The following is a 23,332-nucleotide window of genomic DNA, read 5'->3' as shown; positions in this document are numbered from 1 at the left end:
TCTGTTTGATCACATCCACAGCGACTTGATGTCTGTGTGCTGCGTGTAGTGGTGCTGAAATTGTGCCTGAAATAACTCAGCCGTCGCCAGGGCATCACTGAGTGCGTGGTGCGCCACATAGTAAGGCAGACCATAACGTTTGCGGCTGTCGGCCAGGCGAATAGACGGGACCGGCTGGCGTTTTATCCGCTGCCAAAGCGTAAGCCGGTTGGTTTCAATGCGATGTTCCAGCGCCATGGTATCAATCAGTGGAAATTCAATCCCTTCGCCCAGCCGTTGCATTAGCGCCTGATTAAAGAACGGCCGCTCAATATGGCGGTAATGAACCACAATGACCTTACCGGCCAGACAAGTCAGCAGCTCTTCCAGTATGGCGTCCAGGTCGGGCGCTTCACTGACCTGCGAATGGGTTATCTGATGTACCACCACCGATTCTTTGTGCAGTGGCGTAGAAGGCTTTAAGATCCAATGCCTGGCATCGCGGCAATAGGCTCGTCGCGCGTCAAAGGGCACCAGACCGACGCTGACAATGTCATCGGTTTCATAATTCAGCCCGGTGGTTTCAAAATCTAGTGCCACGAACTGAGCCTGAGACACTGGCGTGTCGGGCGCCTGTACGCCCGCGGTATAAAATGCCCTGAGCCGCTCATCACTACTTTGCCGCGCTAAGTGAGCAAACCGGTTTGGCCAGGATAAAATGTCGCCTTGCATTGCCATTACTTGAGTATCGCCTTGTTCTGGTAGCGGATCTTGAGGTAGCTTTGCGCTTTGTCCAGTACCGCAAATGCTTCTTTGAGGTTGCGCTGTTCAAACTCAGATAGCCGTTTTGGCAAAATATTGTTGTCGGGCTGTTTACCCTGCTCTATTTGCCGGGCCTGATGGCGAATACGGATCATGGCAATATACTCCAGCGCCGCCTCTAAATCCTCTACTTTACCCGGTGGTAATAGCTGGGCCTCTTTAATGTCCTCAAGGCGCTCAAACGAGTTTTGTTTACGAGAGCCGATGGCCAGGGCATGCACACGCACCAAATCGGACAGCGGCGCGGTGCCACGGCGCTTAATATTCAGCGAGTGCTTATGTTCACCGTCCTGCTCCAGTACGAAGTCTTTAAAAAAGCCCAGCGGCGGGGTTCTGCGCAGTGAGTTACTGGCCATAGCCGCTAAAAACCGTGGCGTGATCTTCGCTTTCTTTGCCACCAACTCACTCAAGCGGCTGGCCAGCTGGGTACGACCAAACACCCCATCCAGGTCGAAGAAAATAGAACTGTGTAACAAGGCCTCGGGTTTGGGGTTATCCATCCAGTCTTCAAACTGAGCCTGCCAGTCACTGGCACTTAGGCGCCATTGCGGGTTGGTTGCCATAATGCCGCCATCACAGAGCTTATAGCCACATTGTGCCAGGCCGTCACAGACAAACTTGGCCAGCGCGGCAAAGTAGCTGTCATGTTTATCAGCCTCAAACGCATCATCCAAAATTAAGGCATTATCCTGATCGGTCACGATAAGCTGCTCATCCCGTGCCATTGAGCCCAATGCGATAAAGCAGTAAGGCACCGGCGGTTCACCCAATTTATCTTCGGCCAGCTCCAGTAAGCGCTGCTTGATGGTGCGGCCAATGACCGACATAGCCGTGCCCACCATGTGTGAGTTAGCATCTTCGTTGACCAGACGCACAAACACACTGGCCAGTGACTGCGCGTAGTGCGCCAGGTCCTCAACACTTTGTTGCTCCATGATCCCTTTAACAAACAGTAAGCTGCTCTGAGACTCATAGCGCAAAATATCCGACAGGGCTATCACACCAATGGGACGACGTTTATGCACCACAGGCAAATGATGCAGGTTGTCTCTGAGCATCATCATCATGGCCTCAAACACATAGGCGTTGGAGTCGACTATGGTCAGCTCCCGGGTCATGATAGTGGCAACCGGCTGGTTGGTGTCTAAGCCCTCCGCCACCACTTTGATACGCAGGTCTTTATCGCTCAGGATCCCGACAATTTGACCGTCATCATCCTCAGGATCGTCACTGACCGGTTTGCTTGGATCGTACACCAGTAAAGCAGATACCTGCTCTTCGGTCATCAGTTTTGCCGCATCGCGAATTGAGCGCGTCAGCTCTACCGACACCAGCTCGCGCAGTAACAGGGTTCTGACTTTGGCCGTGGTCAGGTCATTGCTGTCGGCCTGATCCGACACCGCCTGGATCAAACCGCCACTGTCATCGGCCTCAAAAAAGTCTGCAAATGCCTCGTGTTCATCACAAAATGCTTCAAACAAGGCCACGGGAATACAGTAAACCAGGGTGTCTTCCAAAGCCATCACCGGAAAACGTACTTTGCGATTCATCAACAAGCCGCGCTGACCAAACAGGCCCCCTTCTGAAATGCGGTTATAAAGCTCACCATTACGACGATATACCTCCACCGAACCGGCGCGCACCACATATAAATTAGCGATAGATTCTCCGTAATGAAGTATTTCACTGCGTGCACGGTAATAGCCAACCTCAACCTCACTGGCAAGTTGTTTGAGCGCGTCTTCGGGTAAATCGTTAAATGGCGGATGTGCAGATAAAAACTGCATGATCTCAAAGTGTTCTATTTGCATAATGACTGTTTTATGACCCTGATTATGACTATTGTGGGTAATTGCGCAGATGAACGCAAGGGAAGCACCTGAGTCGGCTTGTTCTGCGTATATTTTGTCACACTAATTTTTTATCGTATGACTTGTAATAATGGTCGTTTGCCATCATATTCACAGCGTGCTTTGGAAGCTGACAATACTGCAACTAAGCCTATGATAAAACGTCGTGTTGAAGGAAATGGATCCCGCACGGCGCTGTAGGCAAACGTACGCAAGTATAAAGAGTCCGACCGTAAAAACCGTGTTCGGTTTGGGCGGGCTGCAAACAATAAGTTGAGTATAAGCTTGAGGTTAAGATGAAACGAATCGTGCTATTTTTAATCACCAACCTGGCAGTCATGCTGGTACTGGGGATTGTTCTGTCTATCGTCATGTCTGCGTTAGGTCTGTCTAACCGCAGTTATGGCGGCATGTTACTGATTGCCGGTGTATTCGGTTTTGGTGGTGCTTTTATTTCGTTGTTTATGTCGAAGTGGATCGCGAAAAAATCAACGGGTGCTTATGTCATTGAGCAACCCCGTAATGAAAGCGAACACTGGCTGGTGCAAACCGTTGCCAATCAGGCCAAACAAGTGGGTATTGCGATGCCCGAAGTGGCCATTTACGACAGCCCTGAAATCAACGCCTTTGCAACGGGCCCGAGTAAAAACAACAGTCTGGTGGCGGTCAGTACCGGATTGCTGCACAATATGACTCAGGACGAAGCAGAAGCCGTACTGGCACACGAGGTATCTCACGTTGCCAACGGCGATATGGTCACACTGACGCTGATCCAGGGTGTGGTCAATACCTTTGTCATTTTCATTGCCAAAGTGCTGGCGAATTTGGTGGACGGCTTTCTCAATGGTGACGAAGAAGATAATGGCGTGAGCTGGACGTATATTATTTTCGATATGATTTTCCAGATCCTGTTCGGTATTCTGGCATCCGTCATTGTGGCTTACTTCAGCCGTCAGCGCGAATTTGCGGCCGACAAAGGCGCTGCTGATTTAGTGGGTGCACATAAGATGCGTGCCGCCCTTGAGCGCCTGCGCCATAACCATGAATCGCAACTGGAAGGGTCAATGATGGCCTTTGGTATTGCATCAGGCAAAAGCTTGTCTGAGATGTTCGCCTCTCACCCGCCACTTGAGCAACGTATTCAGGCGCTACGTTGATTCTGAGCTAAAAAGAAAAGGCTTCGCAGTGCGAAGCCTTTTTTGTAGATTAAACTGCAGATTACTTTTCTATCCAGGGCGTAACCGATACAACTTCGCTTAACGTATTAAAGCGTGCCGTGTCGTTTTCCCAGTCATCCGTTACCACAAACTGGCAAACCTGCTTATCGCAGCTAACACCCGGTGCTGACAAGTTAGGCTCACTGGCAAAGGTTACCTTGACGCCCTTTTGCTGTGGCAGTAAAAAGCCCATGAGCTTGCTGACAAAAAAGCCAGATAAGTCGGACAACAACTCATCAAATTCGTGGTGCAGCTGATACAAGCGTTGCTTGGTCAGATGTGTATTTGTGAAATACGCAGACTCAATTTGAAACTTGATCTGACAGTCGTGCTGCGGATTTTTTGGCTGTGCGACTATCACTGCCTTGTCTTTGTCGAGCTTCTCACTAAATGGCAGCAACAGCTGCGCCTGCTGAGTATAATTAAGCGGCTGCTCGGTGTTTTCTGTGACAATTTTACCTGACTGGATCTGACACGGTGCCAGTGAGGCAATGTCTACCAGGTAAAAATTAACCCGGGCAAACTCAAACTCGCCCTTTTCTACCACCTTGAGGCGGTCATAAAAGCCATCATACGAAACCACAAACTCTTCTTGCGCCTGCACGCTACTTGCAGCCCCAGCCAGCCCCAGTAAAAGTGCCAACATCCTATTCTTCATCAAAATAAGCCTTGTTATGTCTGATCATATCGTTAAGTTCTTCAATATAATGCACGCCACGCTCCGAGTATGACAAGAGTCCTGCGGTCAATGCCGTGGCTTCAATCGGCTTTTTCTGCGCGCGCAGCTCAGCACGCGTGGCCCTGAGGTCTTTATAGGCATCATGGGTATTGATGTTTCTAAAATACGACTTAACCGATGCCCGAACCGACTGAAAGGCAGCCACTTCGTGAGCCGCTTCATCGTCACGGCGTTTTGGGATCATCCCGCAGCCCTTTCGATAACACCACTGACCAAAAAAGTTCAACCCGATCCGTGCAAACCGGGATGTGCCCCAGGCCGATTCATTGGCTGCCTGCATCAGCGCCAGCTCTTTGGGGATGATGTCTACCCTGCGCAGCGCCCGCTTGAGATTCTCAACAGAGATGGTCTCGTCCTCTATTTTGTAGAGTTTGAACACCTGTTCGATTCTTTGCTGCTGAATGTCGCTCAGAGGCTCTTCAAACTGCAGCATCATCAGTGCAATTTCAATGCTGGCACGTTGCTGCAAGATCAGCTCGTTCTCCGCTTCAACGTGTGGCTTGATGAAATCAAAGAAACGTTTTTTCTTGGTGGCAATATCGCGAATTTTGCCAAACTCCGGCAACTTTACCTTGTGCAGTGGCTTTTCCACTTCTTTAACCTGAGGTTTCGTCACGGTCACTTCCGGTTCGGGCGCAGGTTCAGTCGGGGCTGGGGGTTTGACGATAAATGGATACAGAATCGCGAATATTGAAATCGCGACAATAATAACTTTAACTAGTAAACGCATGATTCTCCTCACACTAGTACCAACTACCAATTCAAAGTGCTGAAAACACCCGAAAAATGGCGTGACTTCGCAGGTTTTCTGAAGATCCCTAACAGAATAACCCTGCTGTACTTTGCTCTTTCATTTTCAAATTAGCGGACAATGATACCAAAATTTACCACTGAACGCGAATTTCCGCATTCTATCGTAGCTGCCCCTGGCTGAACATCAAAAAATCACCTAGCGCTTTGATTAGTTTTTCTTTTTCCCGGCACGCTCAGTAGATATACTGAACACAGTAACGTGTTTAATGAAGGACACCTATGAGCCAGTCTCCATGGCAGCAAAGACAGCTGGACCAGAAAAAACATCGCCCCAATGACAACCGCTCACCCTGGCAGATTGACCGCTCCCGGATCATTCATGCGGCAGCATTCAGGCGCCTGCAGTCAAAAACCCAAATTATGAGCATCGGCGTCAATGATTTTTACCGAACGCGTCTCACCCATTCGCTGGAAGTCTCTCAGATTGGCACTGGGCTATTACGCCATCTCAGAACCCAGCATCCGGATTTTACCTGGTTTCCCTCCTCCAGCCTGATGGAAACCATCTGCCTGGCGCACGATATAGGTCACCCGCCCTTTGGTCATGGCGGAGAAATCGCCCTCAACTATTTGCTGCGCGATCATGGCGGCTTTGAGGGCAACGCACAAACGCTACGGATCGTTACCAAACTGGAACCTTATTCCAAAGGGTACGGGATGAATCTGACTCGCCGCACTTTACTTGGCTTTATTAAGTATCCGGCTTTCATTGATGAGTTATGGCTCTGCCACCCGCAACCCGACCCAAACCAGCGTTTTATCTATGCTCAGCAATGGCTGCCCGCCAAAGGCGTCTATCAATGTGACAAAGACGTACTGGACTGGATCCTGCAACCGTTCAGCACAGCAGATCGGGCGCTGCTGCAAAGCCATACACCCGTGAATGAGTATAAAGCCAAGACCCGCTTTAAATCGCTAGACAGTGCCATAATGGAATATGCCGACGATTTTGCCTATGCAGTACACGACTTAGAAGACGCCATTGCCACTGAAACGTTGAGCGAGCGGGAATGGCAGCGGTACGCCCTGCCAGAATTGCAAAAGATTGATTCCCCCTGGCTGGATAAGCACCTCGACAGTATCAGTGAACGCTTGTTCTCCCATGACGAGTCGCTGCGTAAAGACGTCATTGGCGAGCTGGTGAATCTGTTTATCGTCAACTGTGAGTTGGTTATTCAGGATCCCGCTTTTAGCGATCCGCTGCTGCGCCATACCGTTAAGCTCTCTGCTGAGTTTGAAGCCATTTTAGGTGTGTTAAAGCAGTTTGTTTTTTCAAGGCTTATCCGCGACCCAAAAATGCAGCAAATTGAATTTAGCGGCCAGAATATGCTGATCGACTTATTTGGCGCGTTTCAGAGCGACCCTTTACGCTTACTGCCCCATACCACGCAAGCTCACTATGCGCAGGCAACAAATGAGACCGAGCAAATGCGGGTACTGGCAGATTACTTGTCAGGCATGACAGATGAATATGCTCGTCGCTGTTATCAGCGCCTGTTTGGCAACAGTCCAATGCAAGCTCCGGTGAAAAGCGGCCCGCATATGTGAGCCGTTTCTGTTGTCCATCGCAGTGCAATGACCCCTGACAGCAAAATGTGCCTAGTCTGAAAGTTTGGCTACTGGGGTCCCTCCTACATCCATCTGCGTTACCGGCATACTTTGGCGCAGCGCAACTGTATTTGCCGCTGTATTACCTAAGAACACGGTCTGAGCTCCTTTTGTAAAACTATCGTTGTGAATACACTGAGGCCGGATTGCCAATGCACTGCCATTGTTAGGTACTTCAAATACAGTAAAGTGGAACTGCTCCGTGGTTACTGTACGGTAGTACCCATCCTCCTGAGTATTATCAAGTCGGCGCCCAAGTAATATTCTGGATACAGTCGGCTCTTTGAACGCGGGGTCAGTGCCTGTTGCTGGCAACCAAATATGTGGAAAAGGGTGATGTTCCACAAACAATCCACCCCCTTTATTTGGGCTAAATTCATATTCCGTGACGTGTGACATTTGCTTGCTCCTTAACTTGATTTGCTCTGCGTATGTAGGCGCTTGATTGCCCCCTTTGGTCAGTAGAGTCTAAAAATGCCGCTTTTGCCATTACGGTTGATTACCTGAAAGTGAATTGAGACAGGGATGCACCTTTGCTTTCGGTTCTTTTTTGATAAAGATGCCTAGAATATGAGGAATACAGTACCGGAAGCTTGGACTTTGGTATGGTTGGTGATTACTGTGGTGGTACTGGCGTTTATTGTTGGTTTGTAGATCATGAAGATATACAGATACTTCAACCCGTTCGAACAGGCTGATCAAGACAGTATTGACCTTGCCCAGCTGACTTAAAATCGAGACGGATTTTTCACACTATTTTTATCAGGCTACTGAGCGGTCTGCAGGGTTTTATCTTGTATATCAAGCCGGCTCACATTGACCGGCTTGATATATTGCCAAAGTGCTTAGACGATTATAAACCGAACACCACTTTTTCACTTTTCAGCATTCTGCTGCTCAGGTAAGTAAACAGCGCAAACAATGCCAGCGTTAGCCCTGAAGCCAGCCCCAGTGGTGCAAGCGGTAAGGCATTGCCCTTGATCAACTCTATCATCGCGTATTGCTGAGCAGCGATCGGCAGCCACTGGATGGTCTCTGTGGCGATATCATAGCTGGTCATCATACTCAGACCGACGGGCACCATCAGCACCATAGTGACGTAAGACTGCGCCTCTTTAAACGACTTAGCCATAAAAGAAACAAAAATCAGCATACTGGCCGACATCAGCGCAATGGGGATCCCGATGAGCAGGCTGACTAAAATAAAACGCAGATCCAGGGTGATGCTAAAACCCAGTTGCTCCCAGGCCACCATGGCATAGGCAAACTTTGACACCACCAGTACCAATGCCAGTCCCAGAATCGAGAAAGCGGCAATCGCAGCGACCTTGGCTAGCACAATCTGCACACTACTGATAGGGTGGCTAAGCAGCAGCGCCAATGAATTACGCTCACGCTCACCGGCACTGGTGTCTATGCCCAGGTTCATGGCTGAATAAAAAATCGCTATGATGATAGACAAAGTGACGATACCAAGAAATAACCCGCCCTTTGCATCGGGCGTGGCCTGATCCTGCGTCTGTACATCCAAAGCACGCATCAGGCCGGGATCGATACCGCGCGCTACCAGCCGCAGCCCGGCCACTTCGCTGTTGTATCTGAGCAACGCCGTTTCCAGTCGACGGACCGACTTGATCAACTTGCTGTCAGACTTATCTGCCACTATCACCACAGTGGCGCTGCGGCCTGTTGCCATATCCTGTTGAAAAGCGGCGTCTATTTCGAGCTGGATCGACTTAGCTTCGGCATCATCGCTGTGGCTTATATCGACGCTGTCCAGATACTGCACCAGATTTGGCGCGCGCTCGGCACCTGAAATGGTGATTTTCAGCGCCTCTGGCGACGCCATTTGCTGCAAAAGCACCGAAAACAGCAAGCACATCACAATGGGCGCACCAAAGGCATAATACAGTCCGGCCATCACCGAGCGCTTATCACGATATGCATCCAGCAGCTCTTTTTTAAACAAGATAGTAATTTGCTTCATCATGCTGCTATCCCCTCGTCGCTGCCGATCAGCGCGATAAACGCTTCTTCCAGGCTTGCTTTACCCGTTTGCTCACATAATTGCTGCGGTGTGCCCTGCGCAACCACTTTACCTTTAGCCATCACCACAACGTGGTCGCACAATGCGGCTACTTCCTGCATTACATGACTGGAGAATAACACGCAGTGCCCCTGCGCTTTGAGCATCAGTAATAATTCGCGTAATACGCGGGTACTCATGACATCCAGGCCGCGGGTTGGTTCATCAAGAATGATGTTGCGCGGCTGGTGAACAATGGCCTGAGCCAGTGCGGTTTTCATCCGCTGCCCCTGAGAAAAACCCTGACAGCGACGGTCTGCAATGTCCGCCATTTTCAGCTGCTCAATGACTTTGTCTGTGGCTGTCTGAGCTTGCGAATTGGCCATGCCACTTAGCTGCGCATAAAACTGAATATACTCTCTGGGCGTCAACCGCTCATACAGGCCACAGGGGTCGGGAAATAACCCCAGCTGCTGCTTGGCTGCCATGGGATCTTCGTGCACCTTAACCCCATCAATTTCAGCATAGCCCTGATCGGCCTGTAACAATCCAAATACCGTTCTCAGGCACGTTGTTTTACCTGCGCCATTGGGGCCAAGTAGCCCGGTGATTTGGCCGTTTTCGGCACTGAAGCTCAGTCCGTCCAGCGCATTTACCGATGCGATTTGTTTTTTAAGATTATGTACTTTGATCATGTTATGGCTCCTGGCTTGCCACTGCGGGGCCATTGGGGTTCATAAAATAGCGTCTGACAGCGGTTTTCTCCAAACAGCCGGCATCAAGTTCTTTAGGCTCCGTGTGGTTTATAAACTCAGCAACCAGTTTGTCGGCGCAGCTTTGCGCAGCCACACCATGGGTTGCTTGTTCAGCAACTAAGTGCCGTGCATTTTTCATTTTGACCATAGCCAGCTCGGCCCAGCCTGGCGGCGTCGCGGGGTCGAGTCCACCTGATAGCAACAGGGTTGGAATATCTGTGCTGAGCGGCTGATAAAAATCTTTTCCGACGGCTTCAACCTGCCAGACAGGGCAGCTGGCATCGAGGGATTCAATCATCATGCGGCCAAAGTAACTCGCTGAAAAACGCGCTCTTGCTTGCTCCGTTAATAGTGGCCAGTCCTCAGCGCAGACAATCGCACTGTGCATACCCATCGCCAGCGAGCCAAACCCGGAATCACTGCCCATCAACCCGACCAGAGGTAAATAATTACCTTTTGCCGCCTCGCTGATGGCCAGCGGCACCAAGGCGCGGGAGGTATGGCTGTAAAGCGCCATACGGATGGCTGAGCGTACTTTGCTCTGCGTGAGTACCAGTGGGATAGTGTTGTGGGTTCTCGGATGTGGTACCTGAACGCTGGCAGGTTGCGCCTCAAGCTGGGTTAACAGCATTTGATATTGCTGTTCCAGCTGCGGATACTGACCGCGGCAATTCGCTTTATTGGCACAGTCGCTAAAAATGGCCTGCAATGAATCATCAATGGCGTCGCCAATAGCAACTAAGCTTTGCTGCATCGGCACGACCCCATCCAGTGTGGCACTGGCCACAGCTTGTGGGTAGCGACGCATATACTCCTGGGCAATACGTGTGCCATAGGAAGCACCAAACAGATGTAACTTCTGGTAACCCAGCGCCTTGCGGACCGCTTCAAAATCGCTGGCGGCGGCAACGGTGGTAAAGTGACTCAAGTCGGTATTGAGTTTGCTTTTACACTTTTGGGTTTCTTCCCGGCTGTATTCAAAAATGGGCAGCGCATCGTCATTAAAAGCAAACTGCGCCTCAAGAGGATCCATATCACACTGCAACAGAGTGGACTTTCCGGTACCGCGCTGATCCACCAAAATAATATCCCGTTCTTCTCGGGCATAGCGCAACACCCGTGCAAACACGGCAGCAACTTCAATAGCCGACTGCCCGGGGCCGCCGGCAAATGCCATAATAGCCTCAGTTGGGTGCACCAGCTTAATCGCTGGGATCACCGCAAAGTGTATGCTGATTTTTTCGCTATTGTTTGCCGATAAGGGCTGCTCAACACTGCCGCACATCAGCCTGTCCGCCAACCCCTTGGTATAGCAAGGCGTCAGACCGGCTGTGTCTGGACTGGCAGCATAACTCCCTGCGCTACTGAGCAGGCCCAAAGCAATCGCACTTTGCCTGATCTGTGTACGCAAGTGTCCACGTTTTTTTATCATTGTATCGTCCTTTTTTACGCCACTGCGGGCATTGGATACGTTATTTGGCCCAAGTATATCATTGTTAGAAAAGCAGTTCCCCTAATCAAAAACATTCGATTAATCCCCTAATCACATTCACTTATCTTTAAGAGTGATTTATTTCGTTGTTCTTTTTTTGTGTTTTAGTTTAAAAATTCACTGTGACGAAACGTTACACTAAACACAAAAGGAAACATCAATGAAACTATTTTCAGCCCTGGCGAGCTGCGTTTTAGCCGCTACTTTAACTTCAACTTCAGTCGTTGCTGACGATACGCAACTACAAAGTGCACCAGCCAGCTTAGTTGCTGAGCTGACACAAATGTGTGTTGAATGGGCTCAGGATGACGAAGTGGCAGCCGATGCGCTACGTCAATACGTTTTGCAGTGTGTTAACGAGGAGCTCTCTGCCGGCGGCTACGTGGCCGTGACAGAAGTAGACATCTGATCTCTAAGATCGAAAAAGGCCAGCATTGCTGGCCTTTTTGTTATCGGTTACACACTAACCGAAAGCGTACTTAAGATTTTGCGCTTTTGCGCTTTTTCTCTTCCTCAACCCACTTGCCGTTGACATAGGTCGCTTTCCAGCCTGTGGCTTTCCCTTCAACTTCTGTCATCACGTATTGTGACTTAGTTTTACGCGAATATCTGACAACAGCCAGATTGCCATCGCCATCCTGCTCAGGCGCATCCGCCAGATAATAAAACTTAGGCGAGATACGATCTCTGAAGCGCTTAAGCTCGGCCACTTTTGGCGCACGCGTTTCCCGCGATTTCGGGAAAGTATGTGCCGCCAGGAAAATACCCGATGCACCATCACGCAGCACAAAATAGGCTTCTGATTTCTCACACGGTAATTCTGGCAAGTGTACCGGATCTTCTTTTGGTGGCGCAGGCTCACCGCTTTTCAGCAGTTTACGCGTGTTTTTACAGTCTTCACTGGTACAATCGAAGTACTTACCGAAGCGGCCAGACTTAAGCTGCATATCTGAGCCACATTTGTCACACTCAATCACCGGGCCGTCGTAACCCTTGATCTTGAAGCTGCCTTCCTCAATCACATAGCCACTACAACCCGGGTTGTTACCACAAACGTGCAGCTTACGCTTTTCGTCTATCAGATAAGAGTCCATCGCGGTTTCACACTTTGGACAACGCTTCATCTGTCTCAGACTTTCGGTCTCCGCGTCTTCCACATCGGCATCAACCGCTTCATCGCCCGAGATCAGGTTCATGGTGGTCGTACAGCGCTCTTTTGGCGGTAAGTTGTAGCCCGTACAGCCCAGGAATACCCCGGTAGACGCGGTGCGGATCCCCATCTTACGACCACAGGTTGGACAGTCTATGTCAGTCTCAACCATGACATTCTGACGCATGCCACCTTCAGCTTCCTCTTTACCTGCCAGTTCCAGCTGACTCGAGAAGTCGGCATAAAACTTATCCAGTACCTGCGTCCAGACACGATCGCCCTCAGCAATTTCATCCAGACGATTTTCCATTTTGGCAGTAAAGTCAAAGTCCATCAGTTCGTCGAAGTTTTCGATCAAACGGTCGGTGACAATTTCGCCCATTTTTTCGGCGTAGAAACGGCGGTTTTCAACTCGCACATAGCCACGGTCCTGAATGGTCGAAATGATAGACGCATAAGTTGACGGTCGGCCAATGCCGCGCTTTTCAAGCTCTTTAACCAAACTTGCTTCGCTGAAACGTGCCGGTGGCTTAGTAAAGTGCTGCTTTGGATCCAGCGCCTGCAACTGCACGGTATCACCCACGGCAACCGCTGGCAGTGCCTGCTCTTCTTCATTTTTCTTACGTACCGCTGGCTGCACACGTGTCCAACCATCAAAACGCAATACACGACCGCGTGCTTTTAGCGTGTAATCGCCCGCACCGACTGTGATATTGGTCAGGTCGTATTCTGCCGGTGTCATCTGACAGGCAACAAACTGACGCCAGATCAGCTCATAGAGCTTCTTGGCATCGGCGTCTACGCCTTCTACATGGCCAGACAAAATATTTACGTCTGAAGGACGAATCGCTTCGTGCGCTTCCTGAGCGTTATCTTTTGCGCTGTATTTTATCGGTGCACCTGGCAGGTACTTATCGCCAAAGTTGTCCTGAATATAGCCACGTGCCATTTCAACCGCATCATTTGATAAGTTGGTAGAGTCGGTACGCATATAGGTAATATAACCGGCTTCATATAGACGTTGTGCCAGCATCATGGTCTTCTTAACACCATACCCTAGGCGGGTACTGGCGGCCTGCTGCATAGTCGAAGTAATAAAAGGCGCACTGGGGCGGCTTTTACTTGGTTTTTCTTCAACCTTAACAACCTGGTACTGTGCTTTTTGCAGTTCACTGACCGCTTTATTAGCCTGTGCTTCGTTCAGCGGCTTAAAAGCTTCACCCTGATATTTAGTCACGGCAAAACGAACGTCCTGATCAGCTAACGCTGTATCTGCATGAATATCCCAAAACTCTTCCGGGATAAATGCTTTAATCTCACGCTCACGCTCAACCAGTAAGCGCACTGCTACTGATTGTACACGGCCCGCAGACAAGCCACGTGCCACTTTTTGCCACAACAAAGGTGACACCATAAAGCCGACCACTCGGTCCAAAAAGCGACGTGCCTGCTGCGCGTACACCATGTCGGTGTTTAGCTGGCCCGGTGCTTCAAACGCCTGAGTAATGGCATTTTTGGTGATTTCGTTAAATACTACACGTTTGTATTTGCTTGCATCGGCACCAATCACTTCTTCTAAGTGCCATGCGATGGCCTCTCCCTCTCTATCCAAATCGGTTGCGAGATAGATGGTGTCGGCATTTTCTGCGAGCTTAGCCAGCTCCTGAACCACTTTTTCTTTACCGGGCAGCACTTCATAGTGCGGCTCCCAGCCTTTTTCCGGGTCTATCCCCATGCGGGCAACCAGGTTCGCGTAATCTTTCTTTTTTCTGTACTCAGCTTTTTCCTCAGGTGACATCTTTCTCACTTCAGCAGGAGATTTAGTTGCCAGGCCTTTGGTTTTGCCTGCGCCAGAGGTAGGAAGATCACGGATATGACCGACACTGGATTTCACAATGTAGTCTTTACCCAGGTACTTATTGATAGTTTTTGCCTTTGCGGGAGACTCTACGATTACTAGCGATTTGCCCATAGCTGCCTATTTGACTTCTGTCTGGTTGTTGCCCTTCATTGGGCGCGATTAAATATAGGTATATCCACAAATACCTATTGTTACAAGCTTTTCATTCGATCTTTTCGCCAAGCAGTGATTTTATGAACAATTGCTGCTGTTAATTTACCCAGGCGTATAGATTGCTTGATGGAAAGGGCGAATATAGCGGATATAAAAGGAATTTCAAGGGGTAAAGGTAAAGAGGGTAATTTAGGACGAATTTAAACGAGCTAGTCTGGACGAATTTTGGTGCCATCGAATAAAGGCCAGAGTTCCCTCTGGCCTGTCCAAATTAGGTCAAGTTAACCTGCATCTTCAACGGACACCGTATAGACTACGATTGAGCTGTCACCCCCCTCAAAAGCACTTGGGACAGTAAACTGAACAGTTAGATTGCCAATCGCCAGACTATTTGCTGCTTGCTCTCTTGATATTGTAACCGTCGCACTCTGGACGCCATCATTTGATGCTCTGGATACAGTACCCTGTAACCCACTGACCGTGGCGACGCCATTATCCGTTGTGATTTGAACTTCTGTTCCTTCTGGTAACGAATTGCCATAAAGATCTGAGTAATACACAACGAATGTAACATTATCGGTCGCAGGCAAAGTAGCATCTGTTAAATCGATACCGCTAAAATCACAGTAATTACTATTGTCTGACTCTTCCAGGCCCAATACACCACGTCGTGCAATATCAAAACCTCTGATATCTACCTTGCTCACACATGTATTGTCTTGATAAGCCAACCCAGAGACAAACTGAGGACAGTTAGTGCCATCCAAACTTAGGTTACCATCAACGCCAACAACGGGTGTGCCAATGTTTAGCGCACAAGCAGTGCCCAGGAACTGGGGTCCGCCGGCCACCGCATCAGTGTTATTGAACTGTAAGCAGTTTCTATTATCGAGATCCAAGTTACCATCAGTATTTAGCAGTGGCGCACCTTGATATAGAGGGCACTCAGCACCGGTTTCATATTGCACAGTGATATTATTTTTGAGGACTGCGAAACGAATATAGGGCGTACTGCCTGAGGCTATAATTTCGAACTGTTTACGAACCTCAATGAGATCTCTGGAACAATAAGGACCGCCTTCAGCATTCATGGCTTCTTCGGAACACAGCAACCCATTATAGATGCCATCTCCATTATCATAGATACCATTGTTGTTGCTATCATTAAAGGTTTCGTTATGGCCACCGCGCGTGCCGTTAGGCTCACACACACCACTACCATCGCAGACTACGGGTTCACCACAATTATTGCCATCAACATCACATAGAAACTTACCGTCTTCGTTGTGATCGACAAACGCTTCGGGCAAGTCGAAAGACGTATAAAATTCTCCCTGATCGAACCGGCCATTACGACGTTCAACGGTCACATTACCGTCACCGTCAACTGTACTGGGTCGGTCTATAAACGTCTCCTGCCCTTTCGCCGTTACCAGAACAGAAATTCGTCCTCCCCGGATTAAGATATCCCCATCCCGATTTACCTCTGGCCAGGCGCTACAAGGTGCAGGTGCCCCGAAATAATTATCACACACTTTATCCAGGGTGTTGCCCCACTTGGGGTCGGTAAATGGCATTTCACCCTGGCCGCGCCACTGCACGGTACAGCGACCGTCTACCGCTAAACACTCGTAGGTATTTGTGCCACCCTGACCATCAATACTTCCCACGATGCCCGCCTCAACTTGTACGTTTGCAACAATATTGTCACCCGTTAGCTGATTGAATTGGTCACCAAAAAATATACTAATGTCATTCGTGAACCCTATCGTGTCCATGGCATTCATATAATAAGTCGCGGCACCTGCATCAAAACTGTTTTGATCTGGCACACCAGATGACAACACAATCCCAGATGACACAGCATTAATTTGCTTGTCCGCCGCCAACAATTGCAGGGTTTTACCACTCGGACAACGCACATCGTTAGGCTCTGCGTTACAAATATCAATACGCGATTGCCAACAGGTGTAGTCTTGATCAGCCGGCAAGCTCGCCAGATCCTCATCTGAGATATAACAGGCTTCAACAATAATATCACCGGGCACTATACCCGAGCGGATTGTTGTCTGAGCAATACCTTCATTATCCGTGCTGCCAGTATAGGCAGTTAACAAGGCATCGCCCGTTAAATCTGAGAGTTTAAAATCGATCCGCTTTTGATTAAGGGGGCGGTTATCACTGTCGATCAACTTAAATCTGACGGTTGACGTAGTCGGCACACCGCCAATACCGGGCGGCAAACCGATAAAGCCCTCGCTGGCATCCAAAAATTGAATCGCCTGCGCTGAAGCTTCAGACACAGTGAAAGAGAGATTTGCAGGTTGATTCACGCCACCACCTGAGACCACAGTTGCAGTCACTGTATCCAGCCCTCTACAGCCGTTAGCACTGTATGTGGTACCTGCACGCCCTTCACTAGAACTTACCGTTTTATCAATTGTTGCAAGCCCTTCGTCAACACACCCAGATGTGAACTCAACATCTATAGGCTGCGTATAACGCGCCGATTTGAGTTCGTCAACGTAGATATCGGCGAATATCACCATACTACCGCCAGCATTCAATGGGTTATCCACAGAAGCCGATGCAGAAAGCTCGACAAACAAGCTTTGCAACCCGACCGAAAAGTTCACGTTGCCCTGCTCGCCTTCATACTCAGCGCTGATTGTGCCAGCGCCGCCAGAGTCACCCGGTTGGAATTTAAGTAACGCAATCCCAAAATTGTCGGTCAGTACACGGCCCGAGGCAGGCAGCACCTGGCCAATATCAGACGTCACAGTAATTATCTTATTAGGGACATTTGCATTGTCTTTATTAGTAACCTTAATAAAGACATCGGGCGTGTCTGTTGATTCAAGCTGATTGGTTTCTTCACACCCATTGGTCACAGGATCTGGCACAAGCTCAATTTCGTCCCTTTGAGCGTCCCAGCCAGTATTACAACTCTCAAGTACCCTGATATTGAATCTATAATCACCGTCGTCGTCCTCAACGCCATCAGAGTGGAACAGTAAGCTGCCACTTTCAAACACTTCACCGGCATCTGAGGTGTACTTGGCTCTGACCAGTCCAATGCTTTTTACACTCGTGGGGTTAAGGTCGATTGTCGCTATGCCATCGGCATCAGTTTGTGCCCGACCATCAACAGGACTCAAGGTTGCGACACTATCAGTCGTAAACTCCACTAACACCCCCACAAGCGGGTCATCATCTTTTAAGACTTTTGCTTTGACTACCCCTTTGGTGTTCTCACCCAGGGGGTTGGTACTCGAAATATCCCCCCCCTGGCCATCCTTCAGACTAATAATTTCAATCGTAATACCGCGTTCAACGGCAATAATACCGGCCGAATAAAAGCGGCCAGAAGCCGGCGAAAATGTTGGAACTTCTGGCAGCGATACGTTAAACGTACCTAATCCCCCCTGGGCTGTGGCTTTTATATCGAACGTCACCGAACCATCGGAATTGGTTTCAGCTTTGCCGTTACCACCATCAAATTCGGCCAAGGTCAAGTCATCAATTGAAACGACTTCCTTCGCCAACGCCACACCATTTTGCGTCAGTAAAACATTGATGGTGGCGCCGCTGGTCGCATTAAGCGGGTTCTGTTCAGTAATTGGGTTGTTGCTGCCGTCAAGCACTGTGATATTCATCTGAATACCGCCATCACCGGTACCTACATAGTTAGCAACGGTTCTTGCGACTTCTGCGCCATCAGCCGTATAGGTTGCGGTAAAGGCATCAAGTTGTTGATCAATCGTCGCTGTTTCTGTCGCGAAAATCTGAATCTCTGCGAGACCATTGGCATTGGTTCTGACTGACTCAGTGGGTTTTGCAAAACGCGCACTGGCTTCAACCGATACGGCGACTTGCGCATTGGTAACCGGTTGCTCATTTAAGGTCAGCTGAATTTTAGCCGTCAACGGGTTGGCCAGGGAGAGCTCGCTTGACGCTTGTTCAGTGGCGTCAACCAGCTGCACGCTCAACTCGTAGATTTCTTTGTCGTAAAACGGGTTACCTGCCGACTCAAAACCAATACGTGCACTGATATCTTCGTTGTATTTAACCTGTACATAACCTGCCCCAACTTTGTCTGTGGCGGCAATGATCAGGCGCGCAGCCCCGTTTGCGTCTGTTTGCACATTTGAGTTGCCATTGGTAACCAATAGGTCTTCACTGTCTACTTCTTTTGAGAACTCGAGTACCTGCCCTGATAGCGGCGTACCGTTGTCAGTCAAAATTGCGGTCACAGTCGCAACTTCTGCACCAGAAATAGGGTTGCTGGCATCAATGGGCTGGCCATCCGACCCGGTAATGCTCATTGCGATTTGGATACCACCGTCGCCGGTCGCGGCATACGGAACCGAACCACTCACAGTACTCTCACCCACATCAGCGGTAGCCGAAATAGTACCTGCGCCGGCTAAGCGATTGGCGATAATCGTGACTTTCGCTTCACCGTTGCTGTCGGTCAGTTGTGAACTAACCGAAGCAAAATCAGAGAATTCGTCATTGCTAAATTTAACCAGGTTATTGGCAACTGGTGCGCCATCATTGGTAAGTTTTGCCGTGATCGTAATGGGGTTGCTGATACTAAGACTGCCACCACTGTCGGAACTGGTACTCAATACCAGGTCATAATCGGTCGTTGTACCGTCACCTCCCGAGGTGTCTTTTTCAATCGAACCACCGCCACCACAGGCGATCATCAGCAAGCTGAGCAAAGTAATACTAAACCAGCGCATCAGAGACATTTTCGATTCTCCCTTGCAATCTAATAATTTTGAGTTATTTTCACCATGTTAACCCAATTGTGGATCTAAAATCACAACTTTTTGATGGCCGTCATCGATTTTTTCTGTTCATCTTCAACTATCCTGTTAGGCTATAGCGATTTTGTAAAATATAAGCGTTAGGACGATGTCAAAGGCTATGTCACACAACAAAAAAATGAGCCTAACAACCCGTATCATGCTGGGCATGGTATTAGGTGTTATTCTGGGTCTGTTAATACAAACCATACTGGGCGATAAGCCCGAAGTTGCCATCCCGCTGGGCCTGTTCGATTTACCTGTTAAGGGCTTTTTTGTCGATGGGTTATTCCATATCGGCGGCCAGATCTTTATTGCCAGCTTGAAGATGCTGGTTGTGCCTTTGGTCTTTATTTCTTTAGTGGTCGGTACCTGTAGCCTGAGCGATCCCAAAAAGCTGGGCCGCCTGGGTGGTAAATCCATCTTACTTTATTTATCGACTACAGCCATCGCTATCACTGTTGCTATTTCACTGGCATTGCTGATTAGCCCGGGCGGTGGCGTAGCTATTCCAACCACGGCCACATTTGACGCACAGCAAGCCCCAACACTTGCACAAGTCATCATCGGCATGTTCCCGACTAACCCAATCAACGCAATGGCCAGTGGCAAAATGCTGCAAGTGATTGTTTTCGCCTTGTTGTTCGGTATTGCCATGGCGCTGAGTGGTGACGCGGGTAAACGCTGTGCCAAGGTGTTCGAAGATTTAAACACTGTGGTACTGAAGCTGGTGACCCTGCTGATGAACCTGGCGCCATACGGTGTGTTCTGTTTGATGGCCAAGTTGTTCACTACCATCGAAATGGACCTGATTGTTGAGTTAGGCAAATACTTCCTGGTGGTGGTTGCTGCTCTGCTGATCCATGCCTTTGTTAATTACAGCATTATGCTCAAAGTTCTGACCGGACTGAGCCCGCTCACTTTCTTGGCCAAAATGAAAGATGCCTGTATGTTTGCATTTAGCACCTCAAGCTCAAGTGCAACAATGCCGGTTACGTTAGAAACAGCGACGAAAAAACTGGGTGCACATAACTCTGTAGCATCTTTCACTGTGCCGCTGGGTGCGACCATCAATATGGATGGCACCGCCATTATGCAAGGTGTTGCAACCGTGTTTATCGCCCAGGTCTTCGCCGTAGATTTAACCCTGAGTGACTATCTGATGGTAATTCTGACTGCCACTTTGGCCTCTGTTGGTACGGCTGGCGTACCAGGCGTGGGCCTGATTATGCTGGCCATGGTACTTAATCAGGTTGGCCTGCCGGTAGAAGGTATTGCCATTATCATGGGCGTTGACCGACTACTCGATATGACCCGTACTGCGGTGAATGTGACCGGCGACTGTATGGTCACCTGTGTGGTCGCTAAATCTGAAGGCGAGCTGGATATTGATGTGTTTAACGACGCAGACGCTGCCAAAGATCTGGAAGAAAACATGGATTTGGAAAAGCTGTCTAAAAAAGCTTAACTGAACGCATAAACAAAAAAGGCAGGTCGCCTAAGCGCCCTGCCTTTTTTAATGCCCGTTTAAGGGATTATTTTTTATCGTGAATTGCATCCAGACGAGCCAGCAAACTGGAAGTATCGAAGCGACCGCCCCCAAGCGCCTGAACATCCGCATAATACTGGTCAACCATAGCGGTCAGTGACAATGAAGATCCATTGCTGCGCGCTTCGTCCAGTGCAATGCCCAAGTCCTTACGCATCCAGTCAACGGCAAAACCAAAATCATATTCGCCAGCAAGCATGGTTTTATAGCGGTTTTCCATCTGCCAGGAGCCTGCAGCCCCTTTGGCAATGGTCTCTACCACTTTTTCACCATCCAGTCCTGCTTGTTTCGCAAAGTGCAGCCCTTCTGCCAGACCCTGCACCACACCTGCGATACAGATTTGATTGACCATTTTACACAACTGGCCAGCACCTACTTCACCCAACAGTTGGCTAAAGCGGCTGAATGCCGCCATAACAGGCTGCACACGCTCAAAGACTTCAGGCTCGCCGCCCACCATAACCGTCAGTACGCCATTTTCTGCCCCAGCCTGACCACCTGATACAGGCGCATCCAGGAATGCTACATTTTGAGCAGCAGCACGCTCGGCCACTTCGCGCGCGACTTTTGCTGACGTGGTCGTATGGTCTATCAGCACAGTACCTGGCTTCATGCCCGCCAAAACCCCTTCCTCGCCATAAACAACAGATCTGAGGTCATCATCATTGCCCACGCACATAAAGACCAATTCTGCTTCTGTTACTGCTTCTTTGGGGGTTGCAGCAAATGCGCCCTGATACTCTTTCGCCCAGCGCTGTGCTTTAGTGGTCGTGCGGTTGTAAACGGTCACCTGATGACCGGCTTGTTGTAAATGACCGGCCATGGGATAGCCCATCACCCCCAATCCGATGAATGCAACTTTGACTGACATAAATTTGTCCTATTTGGCTGTTAAGCTAGAAAGATGGAGTTGTTATACCTGAGCCATCTAAGCATGGCAAATGAAAAATACCAGCTATGAATCAAGTGATTAAAAAGAAAAAACATCAAGGAGCCTGACAGGATGGAGAACATATATCGTTTCAGCGTGAAACTACTTAACGGCGAGACGCTGGCACTCAGATCCTTACAAGGCAGACCGGTGTTGATTGTTAATATTGCCAGCAAGTGCAGTTTTGCCCCTCAACTCAGTGCACTGGAAAAGCTTTATAAGAAGTACCACCCAATGGGACTCGAGATCATTGCTTTTCCTTGTCATCAGTTTGGCCGCAATGAGCCGCTGGAAAACGAAATGCTCAGAGAGTTTTATCAGTCGCATTTCAATTTGAGCTTTCATATCTCGGAAAAAGTCCTGGTGAACGGGCCTGATGCTCACCCACTCTTTAATTACCTCAAGGTAAACACCCGAGGAATAGCGCAAAACCGCGCGATTAAATGGAATTTTACTAAGTTTTTAGTAAACTCAGAGGGCGTATTGTTGTCCCGTTATGCACCCAGGACAAAACCCGAAACCTTAAAATCGATAATAGAGAGTCAAGTGTCCAATGAGAGTCGCCCTATTCAGTTCGCAAAAGTATGAGCTGCCATTTTTTGAGCATGCGCTTACCCAGTTTCCTGATATTGAGTTTGAATTTTTTGAGCAAGCACTGAATGATAAAACCGTCGCACTGGCGCAAGGGTTTGATGCCATCTGCGTGTTTGTGAACGATCAGGTTGATGCCAATGTGCTGAGCGAACTCGCTGAGCTGGGCGTTCAGAGTATCGCGCTGCGCTGTGCAGGCTTTAACAATGTTGATATCGAAGCGGCCCACGCCCTGGGTATTAAAGTCGTACGTGTGCCCGCCTACAGCCCTGAAGCCGTGGCCGAGCATTGTATTGCCCTGATGCTGACACTGAGCCGTAAAACCCATAAAGCCTACAACCGGGTACGAGAAGATAATTTTGATCTCAACGGTTTACTGGGCTTTAACCTGCACAACAAAACCGTCGGTATCATTGGCTGCGGTAAAATCGGCCAGGCCCTGGTGGCCATTCTCAATGGCTTTGGCGCCCACGTGCTGGTGTACGACCCAAATATCGGAGAAGGCTCTTACACCCAGGTTTCTCTGGATATGCTGCTTGAGCAAAGCGACATTATCACCCTGCACTGCCCACTGATCGAAGCCACCCACCATCTGATAGACGACACGGCTTTTGACAAAATGAAGCAAGGCGTAATGCTGATCAACACCAGCCGAGGTGCGCTGGTAGACAGCAAAGCCTGTATCCGCGCGCTAAAATCCAGAAAGCTCGGCTATCTTGGCCTGGACGTATATGAACAGGAGTCTGAACTGTTCTTTAAAAACCGCAGCGATGAAGTCATTCAGGACGATGTCTTTATGCGCCTGGCAAGCTTCCAGAATGTGCTTATCACAGGGCATCAGGGCTTTTTCACCAAAGAAGCCTTAACCGAAATCGCCCACACCACAGTGACTAACCTCAACGCCATTCGCACGGGACAAGCGCTGGAAAATCAGGTTTGATTATTTGATTCTTCACCACACCAGCTCTTCTGCGCAGTTAAA

Annotated in this window: 17 protein-coding genes; 6 read left to right on the top strand and 11 right to left on the bottom strand. The window is 49.2% G+C overall.

What is annotated here, in order from left to right; genetic code table 11:
• Positions 1-9 precede the first annotated feature (9 nt).
• Both TW77_RS04550 and TW77_RS04545 read right to left on the bottom strand, forming a co-directional pair.
• Entirely contained in the window at positions 10-717 is a 708-nt protein-coding gene (locus tag TW77_RS04550) for a 3'-5' exonuclease (protein ID WP_205623846.1), read from the bottom strand.
• Positions 717-2,612, bottom strand: coding sequence for a DUF294 nucleotidyltransferase-like domain-containing protein (locus TW77_RS04545; protein ID WP_046003785.1), 1,896 nt, complete (start codon positions 2,610-2,612; stop codon positions 717-719). The genes TW77_RS04550 and TW77_RS04545 overlap by 1 nt, the downstream gene beginning before the upstream one ends.
• A 335-nt stretch (positions 2,613-2,947) precedes the next feature.
• Between TW77_RS04545 and htpX the strand changes: the two genes are divergently transcribed.
• Positions 2,948-3,808 carry a protease HtpX gene (htpX, locus tag TW77_RS04540; RefSeq protein WP_046003784.1) on the top strand — a complete coding sequence of 287 codons (861 nt, stop codon included), beginning with the start codon at positions 2,948-2,950 and terminating at the stop codon, positions 3,806-3,808.
• Between the two features lie 61 nt (positions 3,809-3,869).
• Here htpX and TW77_RS04535 read toward each other — a convergent pair whose 3' ends face one another.
• Both TW77_RS04535 and TW77_RS04530 read right to left on the bottom strand, forming a co-directional pair.
• On the bottom strand, positions 3,870-4,526 hold the full coding sequence (locus TW77_RS04535) for a DUF2987 domain-containing protein (RefSeq protein WP_046003783.1): 657 nt from the start codon (positions 4,524-4,526) through the stop codon (positions 3,870-3,872).
• A complete protein-coding gene (locus TW77_RS04530; RefSeq protein WP_046003833.1) occupies positions 4,516-5,340 on the bottom strand; it encodes a glucosaminidase domain-containing protein in 825 nt (274 codons plus the stop codon). Before TW77_RS04530 ends, TW77_RS04535 begins: the two co-directional genes overlap by 11 nt.
• A 299-nt stretch (positions 5,341-5,639) precedes the next feature.
• Between TW77_RS04530 and TW77_RS04525 the strand changes: the two genes are divergently transcribed.
• Positions 5,640-6,968, top strand: coding sequence for an anti-phage deoxyguanosine triphosphatase (locus TW77_RS04525; RefSeq protein WP_046003782.1), 1,329 nt, complete (start codon positions 5,640-5,642; stop codon positions 6,966-6,968).
• A gap of 51 nt (positions 6,969-7,019) precedes the next feature.
• On the opposite strand, the gene TW77_RS04520 is transcribed toward TW77_RS04525, so the two are convergent.
• The 4 genes from TW77_RS04520 to TW77_RS04505 form a co-directional block, all read right to left on the bottom strand.
• Positions 7,020-7,427, bottom strand: a complete 408-nt coding sequence (locus TW77_RS04520) for a hypothetical protein (RefSeq protein WP_046003781.1) — start codon at positions 7,425-7,427, stop codon at positions 7,020-7,022.
• 454 nt (positions 7,428-7,881) lie between these two features.
• Positions 7,882-9,018 carry an ABC transporter permease gene (locus TW77_RS04515; protein WP_046003780.1) on the bottom strand — a complete coding sequence of 379 codons (1,137 nt, stop codon included), beginning with the start codon at positions 9,016-9,018 and terminating at the stop codon, positions 7,882-7,884.
• Positions 9,015-9,749 (bottom strand): ATP-binding cassette domain-containing protein, encoded by a 735-nt coding sequence (locus tag TW77_RS04510; protein WP_046003779.1) that lies wholly within the window; start codon positions 9,747-9,749, stop codon positions 9,015-9,017. Before TW77_RS04510 ends, TW77_RS04515 begins: the two co-directional genes overlap by 4 nt.
• A gap of 1 nt (position 9,750) precedes the next feature.
• Positions 9,751-11,241, bottom strand: coding sequence for an alpha/beta hydrolase (locus TW77_RS04505; RefSeq protein WP_082078832.1), 1,491 nt, complete (start codon positions 11,239-11,241; stop codon positions 9,751-9,753).
• Between the two features lie 220 nt (positions 11,242-11,461).
• On the opposite strand from TW77_RS04505, the gene TW77_RS04500 reads away from it, so the two are divergent.
• Positions 11,462-11,710 (top strand): hypothetical protein, encoded by a 249-nt coding sequence (locus tag TW77_RS04500; protein ID WP_046003778.1) that lies wholly within the window; start codon positions 11,462-11,464, stop codon positions 11,708-11,710.
• A gap of 70 nt (positions 11,711-11,780) precedes the next feature.
• Here the strand turns inward: TW77_RS04500 and topA are convergent, their stop codons facing one another.
• Together topA and TW77_RS24125 are read right to left on the bottom strand one after the other, a co-directional pair.
• Complete coding sequence (gene topA, locus TW77_RS04495; RefSeq protein WP_046003777.1) at positions 11,781-14,423, bottom strand: type I DNA topoisomerase; 2,643 nt, start codon at positions 14,421-14,423, stop codon at positions 11,781-11,783.
• 323 nt (positions 14,424-14,746) lie between these two features.
• Positions 14,747-19,222 (bottom strand): hypothetical protein, encoded by a 4,476-nt coding sequence (locus tag TW77_RS24125; protein WP_052713039.1) that lies wholly within the window; start codon positions 19,220-19,222, stop codon positions 14,747-14,749.
• A gap of 178 nt (positions 19,223-19,400) precedes the next feature.
• Between TW77_RS24125 and TW77_RS04485 the strand changes: the two genes are divergently transcribed.
• On the top strand, positions 19,401-20,747 hold the full coding sequence (locus TW77_RS04485; RefSeq protein ID WP_046003776.1) for a dicarboxylate/amino acid:cation symporter: 1,347 nt from the start codon (positions 19,401-19,403) through the stop codon (positions 20,745-20,747).
• A 67-nt stretch (positions 20,748-20,814) separates the two neighbouring features.
• On the opposite strand, the gene TW77_RS04480 is transcribed toward TW77_RS04485, so the two are convergent.
• Positions 20,815-21,699: an NAD(P)-dependent oxidoreductase gene (locus tag TW77_RS04480; RefSeq protein WP_046003775.1), complete on the bottom strand. Its 885-nt coding sequence runs from the start codon at positions 21,697-21,699 to the stop codon at positions 20,815-20,817.
• A 132-nt stretch (positions 21,700-21,831) separates the two neighbouring features.
• On the opposite strand from TW77_RS04480, the gene TW77_RS04475 reads away from it, so the two are divergent.
• The gene (locus TW77_RS04475; protein WP_046003774.1) at positions 21,832-22,347 is read left to right on the top strand and encodes a glutathione peroxidase; all 516 of its coding nucleotides are present in this window, start codon (positions 21,832-21,834) and stop codon (positions 22,345-22,347) included.
• Positions 22,313-23,290: a 2-hydroxyacid dehydrogenase gene (locus TW77_RS04470; protein WP_046003773.1), complete on the top strand. Its 978-nt coding sequence runs from the start codon at positions 22,313-22,315 to the stop codon at positions 23,288-23,290. The genes TW77_RS04475 and TW77_RS04470 overlap by 35 nt, the downstream gene beginning before the upstream one ends.
• The last annotated feature ends 42 nt before the right edge of the window (positions 23,291-23,332 follow it).

It is taken from the genome of Pseudoalteromonas rubra, from assembly GCF_000967655.1.
Classification (GTDB): Bacteria; Pseudomonadota; Gammaproteobacteria; order Enterobacterales; family Alteromonadaceae; genus Pseudoalteromonas; species Pseudoalteromonas rubra_A.
Note: the sequence above shows the minus strand (reverse complement) of the source record. Positions and strands in the feature narration are given on the sequence as shown.

Excerpts from the sequence above, each read along its gene's own strand:
- TW77_RS04545 (WP_046003785.1), bottom strand. The coding sequence starts at position 2,612 with ATGCAAATAGAACACTTTGAGATCATGCAGTTTTTATCTGCACATCCG.
- TW77_RS04485 (WP_046003776.1), top strand. The coding sequence starts at position 19,401 with ATGTCACACAACAAAAAAATGAGCCTAACAACCCGTATCATGCTGGGC.
- TW77_RS04500 (WP_046003778.1), top strand. The coding sequence starts at position 11,462 with ATGAAACTATTTTCAGCCCTGGCGAGCTGCGTTTTAGCCGCTACTTTA.
- TW77_RS04525 (WP_046003782.1), top strand. The coding sequence starts at position 5,640 with ATGAGCCAGTCTCCATGGCAGCAAAGACAGCTGGACCAGAAAAAACAT.
- topA (WP_046003777.1), bottom strand. The coding sequence starts at position 14,423 with ATGGGCAAATCGCTAGTAATCGTAGAGTCTCCCGCAAAGGCAAAAACT.
- htpX (WP_046003784.1), top strand. The coding sequence starts at position 2,948 with ATGAAACGAATCGTGCTATTTTTAATCACCAACCTGGCAGTCATGCTG.
- TW77_RS04520 (WP_046003781.1), bottom strand. The coding sequence starts at position 7,427 with ATGTCACACGTCACGGAATATGAATTTAGCCCAAATAAAGGGGGTGGA.
- TW77_RS04480 (WP_046003775.1), bottom strand. The coding sequence starts at position 21,699 with ATGTCAGTCAAAGTTGCATTCATCGGATTGGGGGTGATGGGCTATCCC.
- TW77_RS04510 (WP_046003779.1), bottom strand. The coding sequence starts at position 9,749 with ATGATCAAAGTACATAATCTTAAAAAACAAATCGCATCGGTAAATGCG.
- TW77_RS04515 (WP_046003780.1), bottom strand. The coding sequence starts at position 9,018 with ATGATGAAGCAAATTACTATCTTGTTTAAAAAAGAGCTGCTGGATGCA.
- TW77_RS24125 (WP_052713039.1), bottom strand. The coding sequence starts at position 19,222 with ATGTCTCTGATGCGCTGGTTTAGTATTACTTTGCTCAGCTTGCTGATG.
- TW77_RS04505 (WP_082078832.1), bottom strand. The coding sequence starts at position 11,241 with ATGATAAAAAAACGTGGACACTTGCGTACACAGATCAGGCAAAGTGCG.
- TW77_RS04535 (WP_046003783.1), bottom strand. The coding sequence starts at position 4,526 with ATGAAGAATAGGATGTTGGCACTTTTACTGGGGCTGGCTGGGGCTGCA.
- TW77_RS04475 (WP_046003774.1), top strand. The coding sequence starts at position 21,832 with ATGGAGAACATATATCGTTTCAGCGTGAAACTACTTAACGGCGAGACG.
- TW77_RS04550 (WP_205623846.1), bottom strand. The coding sequence starts at position 717 with ATGGCAATGCAAGGCGACATTTTATCCTGGCCAAACCGGTTTGCTCAC.
- TW77_RS04470 (WP_046003773.1), top strand. The coding sequence starts at position 22,313 with ATGAGAGTCGCCCTATTCAGTTCGCAAAAGTATGAGCTGCCATTTTTT.